The sequence below is a fragment of the Muriicola sp. genome, assembly GCF_041567615.1.
In the GTDB taxonomy this organism is placed as follows: Bacteria; Bacteroidota; Bacteroidia; order Flavobacteriales; family Flavobacteriaceae; genus Muriicola.
This window is the reverse complement of record NZ_JBFGBM010000146.1, coordinates 1-6,896: the sequence shown is the minus strand read 5'-3', so window position 1 is coordinate 6,896 and position 6,896 is coordinate 1. Positions and strand designations below refer to the sequence as shown.

9 protein-coding genes and 1 pseudogene are annotated in these 6,896 nt (G+C 49.9%); 8 read left to right on the top strand and 2 right to left on the bottom strand.

From position 1 onward, the window contains the following. The 8 genes from ABYP73_RS10120 to ABYP73_RS10085 form a co-directional block, all read left to right on the top strand. Nucleotides 1-1,113, top strand: a 1,113-nt coding sequence (locus ABYP73_RS10120) for a deoxyribodipyrimidine photo-lyase (RefSeq protein ID WP_372974234.1), incomplete at its 5' end; no start/stop codon positions are given. A gap of 81 nt (nt 1,114-1,194) precedes the next feature. Next, the gene (locus ABYP73_RS10115) at nt 1,195-2,619 is read left to right on the top strand and encodes an amidohydrolase (RefSeq protein WP_372974233.1); all 1,425 of its coding nucleotides are present in this window, start codon (nt 1,195-1,197) and stop codon (nt 2,617-2,619) included. An 8-nt stretch (nt 2,620-2,627) separates the two neighbouring features. Next, nucleotides 2,628-2,804 (top strand): Lacal_2735 family protein, encoded by a 177-nt coding sequence (locus ABYP73_RS10110; RefSeq protein WP_372946449.1) that lies wholly within the window; start codon nt 2,628-2,630, stop codon nt 2,802-2,804. 1 nt (nt 2,805) lies between these two features. Continuing rightward, nucleotides 2,806-3,246 (top strand): (4Fe-4S)-binding protein, encoded by a 441-nt coding sequence (locus ABYP73_RS10105; RefSeq protein ID WP_372974232.1) that lies wholly within the window; start codon nt 2,806-2,808, stop codon nt 3,244-3,246. 51 nt (nt 3,247-3,297) lie between these two features. Then, a complete protein-coding gene (locus ABYP73_RS10100) occupies nt 3,298-4,212 on the top strand; it encodes a TolB family protein (RefSeq protein WP_372974231.1) in 915 nt (304 codons plus the stop codon). Nucleotides 4,213-4,224: 12 nt separating this feature from the next. Then, the gene (locus ABYP73_RS10095; RefSeq protein ID WP_372946452.1) at nt 4,225-4,683 is read left to right on the top strand and encodes a VOC family protein; all 459 of its coding nucleotides are present in this window, start codon (nt 4,225-4,227) and stop codon (nt 4,681-4,683) included. 73 nt (nt 4,684-4,756) lie between these two features. Then, entirely contained in the window at nt 4,757-5,758 is a 1,002-nt protein-coding gene (locus ABYP73_RS10090; RefSeq protein ID WP_372974230.1) for a pirin family protein, read from the top strand. A gap of 2 nt (nt 5,759-5,760) precedes the next feature. Then, complete coding sequence (locus tag ABYP73_RS10085; RefSeq protein ID WP_372974229.1) at nt 5,761-6,165, top strand: hypothetical protein; 405 nt, start codon at nt 5,761-5,763, stop codon at nt 6,163-6,165. Between the two features lie 3 nt (nt 6,166-6,168). Here the strand turns inward: ABYP73_RS10085 and ABYP73_RS10080 are convergent, their stop codons facing one another. Both ABYP73_RS10080 and ABYP73_RS10075 read right to left on the bottom strand, forming a co-directional pair. Further along, nucleotides 6,169-6,492 carry a GNAT family N-acetyltransferase gene (locus tag ABYP73_RS10080; RefSeq protein ID WP_372974228.1) on the bottom strand — a complete coding sequence of 108 codons (324 nt, stop codon included), beginning with the start codon at nt 6,490-6,492 and terminating at the stop codon, nt 6,169-6,171. Then, nucleotides 6,492-6,896 (bottom strand): annotated as a pseudogene (locus ABYP73_RS10075) (UDP-N-acetylglucosamine 1-carboxyvinyltransferase); the annotation flags it as partial. The gene ABYP73_RS10080 and the pseudogene ABYP73_RS10075, both read right to left, overlap by 1 nt.

The following is a 6,896-nucleotide window of genomic DNA, read 5'->3' as shown; positions in this document are numbered from 1 at the left end:
GATAAGTTGGAGAATTTGAAAAGCTCCCTGCAGGTCAGGCAAGGGAAGCCTGAAGAAATCTGGCGCGACATCATCCAGAAATTCGATGTTGAAGCAGTATATACCAACAGGGATTACGAGCCCTATGCAACCAAGTGGGATAAGGAGGTGACAGAATTCCTTAAATCAAAAGATATTGCTTTCCACACCTTTAAGGACCAGGTCATTTTCGAAAAGCATGAGGTCGTAAAAGACGATGGGGATCCCTATGTGGTCTACACCCCCTTTATGAAAAAATGGAAGGAGCATTTTAAACAGGAGCAACCCCTGAAAAACTGGGAGCCTGAGTTCAAAGGGTCTAATTTATTCAGGGATGAAAACCTTCCTAATCTCACTTTGAAAGAAATGGATTTCGTGGAGTCTGAGATCAAAGTACCGGAGTACGATGTTTCCTCTTCTATGATCCGGGACTACGAAAAGACCCGTAATTTCCCTTCAAAGGAGGGAACTTCCAGATTGGGACCACATTTGCGATTTGGGACGGTTTCCATTCGTAAAATGGTCAACAAGGCCATGACCGAAAAGAATGAGACCTTCCTCAATGAGCTTATCTGGAGGGAATTCTTTATGCAGATCCTCTGGCATTTTCCTCATACAACACATAAGGCCTTTAAGGAGAAATACGACCGTATCAAATGGCGCAATAAGGAAGAGGAATTTGAAAAGTGGAAATCAGGTAATACCGGTTACGCCCTGGTGGATGCCGGGATGCGCCAGCTCAATGCCACCGGGTACATGCACAACAGGGTGCGAATGCTGGTGGCCAGTTTCCTTTGCAAGCATCTGCTGATCGACTGGCGCTGGGGTGAGGCCTACTTTGCGTCAAAGCTCCTCGATTATGAGCTCAGCAGCAACGTCGGAAACTGGCAATGGGCGGCAGGCAGCGGGGTAGATGCCGCTCCTTACTTCAGGATCTTTAACCCCATGACCCAGATCGACAAATTCGATAAGGACAGGAAATACATTAAAGAATGGGTTCCCGAGGCAGATACGGAAGACTATGTGTCCAAGATGGTAGATCACAAGGAAGCCCGCGAGAGATGCCTCGAAACCTATAAGGCAGCTTTGAACTAAGCCCACCTCCTGAACTTTCATGGCCGGATGTTGATCAGGTTTTGCTATATTTAGTACCTAACCACTAAGAAACCGCCGTTCATGAAATATTTTACTTCACTCGTTTTATTATTATTTGTGATCCCCGTGACCGGGCAAAAGGTCAGCGGAAATAAAAAGGCCATCCTTTCTTCCATCGAAAAGCACCAGGACAGGCTGGTCCAGATCAGTGACTCCATATGGGCCCTGGCGGAAACAGCTTTCGAGGAGACGGGATCTTCTAAGATCCTCGCGGATTATGCAGAAGCCAATGGTTTTGAAGTAGAACGAGGCGTTGCCGGAATGCCAACAGCTTTTGTAGCCACCTACGGATCAGGAAAACCGGTTATTAGTGTGTTAGGAGAATTTGATGCTCTTCCGGGCATATCCCAGAAAGCACAACCCACAAAATCCCCTCTTAATGAGGGTGCAGCAGGCCACGGCTGTGGCCACAACCTGTTTGGCACTGCGAGCCTGGGTGCCGCCATAGCTGTGAAAGAGCTGATCGCCTCCGGAAAGGCCAAAGGCACTGTAAAATTCTTCGGCACGCCTGCTGAAGAAAAATTTTTCGGCAAGATCTGGATGGTCAAAGAAGGTCTCTGGGATGACGTAGACGTGAACTTGAGCTGGCACCCGAGCGCGGATACGGAGGCAGACGTACAAAGTACACTGGCATTGATAGATTTTAAGGTGGAATTCTTTGGCCAGGCGGCCCATGCTTCTGCCGACCCCTGGAACGGACGCAGCGCCTCTGATGCCCTGGAACTCTATACCACGGGGATCAATTACTACAGGGAACACATCAAACCCACCGTTCGAATCCACTACCACATACAGGACGGAGGGCAAGTGGTGAATGTAGTACCGGACTACGCCAGACTTTGGGTTAGAGTAAGAGACACCAAACGCAGTGGAATGATGCCCGTTTATGAAAGGGTTCGGGCCATGGCGGAAGGCGCGGCCATCATGGCAAACGTGGACTATAAAATCTCCCTGATCTCTGGGATTTATGAAGTACTGGTCAACCGGGCCGGTGGGGAAGTCATGCAAAGGAATCTTGAACTGCTGGGGCCGATCACCTACACTGATGAGGAAATGGCCTTCGGGAGGAAGATACAGGAAGAGACCGGTAAACCCCAGGTGGGGATGGTGAGTGATATCCCGCCCCTGAAGGAAACCAAGGAGAATCCCGGAGGAGGATCCACAGACGTAGGGGATGTGAGCTGGAATGTTCCCAACATCAACCTCGGGGTTACCGTGGCGCCCAAAGACACTCCCTGGCATTCCTGGGCAGTGGTGGCTTGCGGTGGGATGAGTATAGGGCACAAAGGGATGATCCAGGCTGCCAAAGCTTTGGGGATGACCATGACAGACCTGTTTGAGAATCCAAAACTGGTAGAAAAGATAAAGGCCGAATACAGGGAACGCAAAGGCGACGAGGTATATGAACCCATGATCCCTGAAGGTCCACCCCCCATTGGAAATTAATTAATACTATGTTCGGATTATTTAAAAAGAAGAGTCCGCTTGAAAAACTGGAAGCGGAATACAAGAAAGTGATGAAGGAAGCCTTTGAACTCTCCAAGGTAAACCGCAGTGCGGGAGACGACAAATACGCGGAGGCCGAAGAGATTCAAAAAAAGATCGAAGCACTCAATCAAAAAAAACAGTAAAGTGGCAGAAGGAGAAATCGTTAAAGAATACGGTCGGGAAGGCCTTGCCGTGATCTGGAAACCGAAGAAATGTATTCACTCCGAGGTCTGTGTTAAAACACTCCCTGAAGTATACAAACCCGATAAAAAACCCTGGATACATGCGGGTAACGCTTCCGTTGAATCCCTGGTTGAACAGATAGACCGATGCCCGTCGGGAGCCCTCAGTTACCGGTTGACGAAACAGGACAAAGAACTTAAATCCAAGAATAAAAGTATGAGTCAGAAAGTAGAAGTGACCCCGAATGGGCCCCTGATGGTCCACGGTGAAATCGAGATCAAGATGGTGGATGGTTCTACCGAAACCAAGAAACGTACCACGGCTTTTTGTCGCTGTGGCGCGTCAGACAACAAACCCTTTTGTGACGGGGGCCATAGAAAAATCGAATTCGAGGACTCCTGATCCTCCTGTTTTTTTTAGCTCAAGGGCACTAGTACCGATAGAAAGATTTTCATGAGATCCCTATGGACCCTTTCTTTGCTGATAACCGCCTTCTTGTATGCAAGGCCACAAGACCCTTCTGTGATCTCACACCTGGAAATATATGACCTGTCTACAGGACAGCGGACGGTTGTTCTTGAAGAGGAGGCCCATTTTGAAGCCCCTAACTGGAGTTCGGACGGGAAGTACTTTATCATCAACCAAAACGGATTGTTGTACAGGGTAACTTTGGATGGAAACTCCAAGGAGGTGATCCCCTCGGGGGAGGCGCAGAATTGTAACAATGACCACGGTATCTCCCCGGATGGCTCACTGATCGCCCTGAGCAACAATGATCCTGTTGAGGAGGCGCCTTACGGTTCGTCCCGAATCTATACAATTCCGATCACAGGAGGAATTCCCACGCTGATCACACCGAAAATGCCTTCGTACTGGCACGGCTGGGCCCCGGACGGGAAGTCCGTACTCTATGTAGCCCATCGCGGAGAGGACTTCGACATCTATAGCAAAGACCTCGATAATCCCGAAGAGATCAGGCTTACTTCAGATCCCGGCCTCGATGACGGCCCGGAATACAGCCCGGACGGTCGCTATATTTATTACAACTCCTTTCGTTCCGGGATGATGGAACTCTGGCGGATGCGGCCCGATGGATCTGAAAAAGAAATGCTTACCGATGATGCGTTTTCCAATTGGTTCCCCCACCCTTCCCCGGACGGGAAATACCTCGTTTTTATCTCATACTTAGAGGATCAGGGGGAAGCTCATCCGCCCATGAAGGAGGTGGCACTCCGATTGTACGATCTCGAAAACGGTAATATCCGAACCCTCTGCTCTTTCACCGGCGGACAGGGAACCATCAATGTGCCTTCCTGGTCTCCGGACAGCACCAAATTTGCCTTTGTATCCTATGAATTCCAACAGTGAAACCCCACCCACATGAAAAAATTCAAGATGAAACATCTGTTCCTGGTAGCAGTATTGCTTACTGCTCGCATTTTAATGGCTCAGGAAATCTCTTTTCGGATCGACCATTATTCCATGGTGGTGAAGGATCTCGAGAAAACAGGCGACTTCTATGCCTCGGTTCTGGGTTTGAGGGACATCCCCCACCCCACTCGTGCCGAAGGTTTCCGGTGGTTTACTATTGACGGGGTGGCCCAGTTACACCTGATCAGGAAGGACAACATACTGGGGACCCGTTCCAAAAGCGAACACCTTTGCCTGTCCACCCCAGATTTGGAAGAATTCATCGGTACGCTTCAAAAAAAGAGTATCCCTTATTGGGACTGGTTGGGCCATCCGGGCCAGGTAACCCTGAGAGCCGACGGGGTCCGGCAGATCTACCTCCAGGACCCTGAAGGAAACTGGATAGAGGTCAACGATGCAGGACCATAGCCGGTGATTCCTTAACATATCTATAAGACTGTGGAAATTCTGCAATCCTTACTTTTGGGCTAAATTTTTCGTCATGCCCAATTCCATCAAGAAGATATTTCCCCTGGGATTCCCCTGGGAAACACAGGATCCCTTCCTTTTTTGTGTCTATCACCTGGACCACTACCCCAAAGGCAATGATGAGATGGGACCAGCCGCCTCCCTGGAAGGAAGAAATCTGGGGAATGACTTCGCCCCCAATGCCCTGGGCTGGCGTATGTACCACGGGCATACGGTACCAGGATTCCCTTACCATCCTCACAGGGGCTTTGAGACGATCACCATTGTTAACAAGGGCTTTTGTGACCATTCGGATTCCCTGGGTGCTGCCGGACGTTTCGGGCAGGGAGACGTACAGTGGATGACAGCCGGCCGGGGCGTACAGCACTCCGAAATGTTTCCCCTCCTGCGACAGGACAAGGACAATCCGCTGGAACTCTTCCAGATCTGGCTGAACCTGCCCAGGGATAAGAAAATGGTAGACCCCCATTTTAAAATGCTGTGGCATGAAGAGATTCCTGAAATACACGAAAATGGGACTCGATTAAAGATCATTGCTGGAAGATATGCCAGGACTGAAGCTCCCGCTCCTGCACCGGATTCCTGGGCGGCTTCTGAGGAGAACCATGTGGCCGTTTGGAACCTCCACCTCGACCCTGGAGCGAGTTTTACCTTCCCTGATATTCCGGAAGATGTGAACCGCACCCTGTATTTCTATGAAGGCGACTCGGCCGTGATCGAAAGTACCCGCATCAGGCCTGATCACGGTATTACGCTCGATACAAATGCTGTTGAGTTGACCAACAACGGACTGGAAACAGGTCATTTTCTTTTGCTTCAAGGAAAACCCATAGGGGAACCTGTGGCCAAATATGGCCCCTTCGTCATGAATACAGAAAGGGAAATACAGCAGGCCATGGATGAGTACAGGCTGACACAGTTCGGAGGTTGGCCCTGGCCCTATCCCGACAATGTTCACGACAGGGATAAAGGAAGGTTCGCCAAATATCCCGACGGTACACTGGTAGAAAAGTGATCATGGCAGACGTAACTCGGCTCCTCCTGGATTTTGGCCTTTTCGTGCTGATCTGGATGGTACAACTGATGGTCTATCCCAGTTTTATCCATTTCTCTAAAAATGGTCTGGCTGAGTGGCATAAAAAATACACCCCGCGTATTTCCTTTCTCGTCGTACCTCTGATGCTTGGGCAGCTTATGGTCTATGGAGCATTATTACAGGAAGCAAAGACTTTTTACACCATTTCCTGCTTCATCCTGGTCCTGCTGGTCTGGCTGGTGACCTTTACCGTTTTTGTCCCTAGGCACAAGGCTATAACTGCCGGGAATTACACGGAACAAACCCTTACGGAATTAGTGAATCTAAACTGGATCCGAACCGTTCTTTGGTCTGCACTCTTCCTCTGGAACTATGCCGCCCTTTAGAGATCAGGAGCCGATGTGAAACCCCCGAGCGAGTAAGCCCTCCGCTTTTTCGGGATGCCTTTTGAGAAAGACTGCAATAAAAGGACATAAGGGGGCCATCTTCAACCCTTCCTCCCTGATGTGGTCCAATACCTTATTGACAAGTGTACTCCCGATCCCTTTGCCTTCCAGGGCTACCGGCACCTCCGTATGGGTTAAATAGATCGTACCCTGTTGATTTAATATATACTCCACATAGGCTGTGCCCCCGTCAAGGCCAAGTTCAAAACGATGCTGGTTTCCCACCTTGTTCTTTACTATCGGAATGTTATTGGCCGAACCTTTCATCAGACCCTGCTGATATGGGCTCCGATGGCCCTTAATCGGGTGTCGATCGACTCATATCCCCTGTCGATCTGTTCGATGTTGTGTATGGTAGAGGTCCCCTTGGCAGACAGCGCTGCGATCAGCAGGGAGATCCCTGCCCGGATATCGGGGGAGGTCATGACCGTGGATTTCAGGGTTGATTTAAAATCGTGTCCGATCACCGTAGCCCTGTGTGGGTCACACAGGATGATCTTGGCTCCCATGTCAATGAGCTTATCCACAAAGAAAAGTCGGCTTTCAAACATCTTCTGGTGTATAAGCACCTCCCCTTTCGCCTGGGTAGCAACCACCAGGATAATACTGAGCAGGTCCGGGGTCAGGCCGGGCCAGGGAGCATCGGCAATGGTCAGGATGGACCCGTCTAT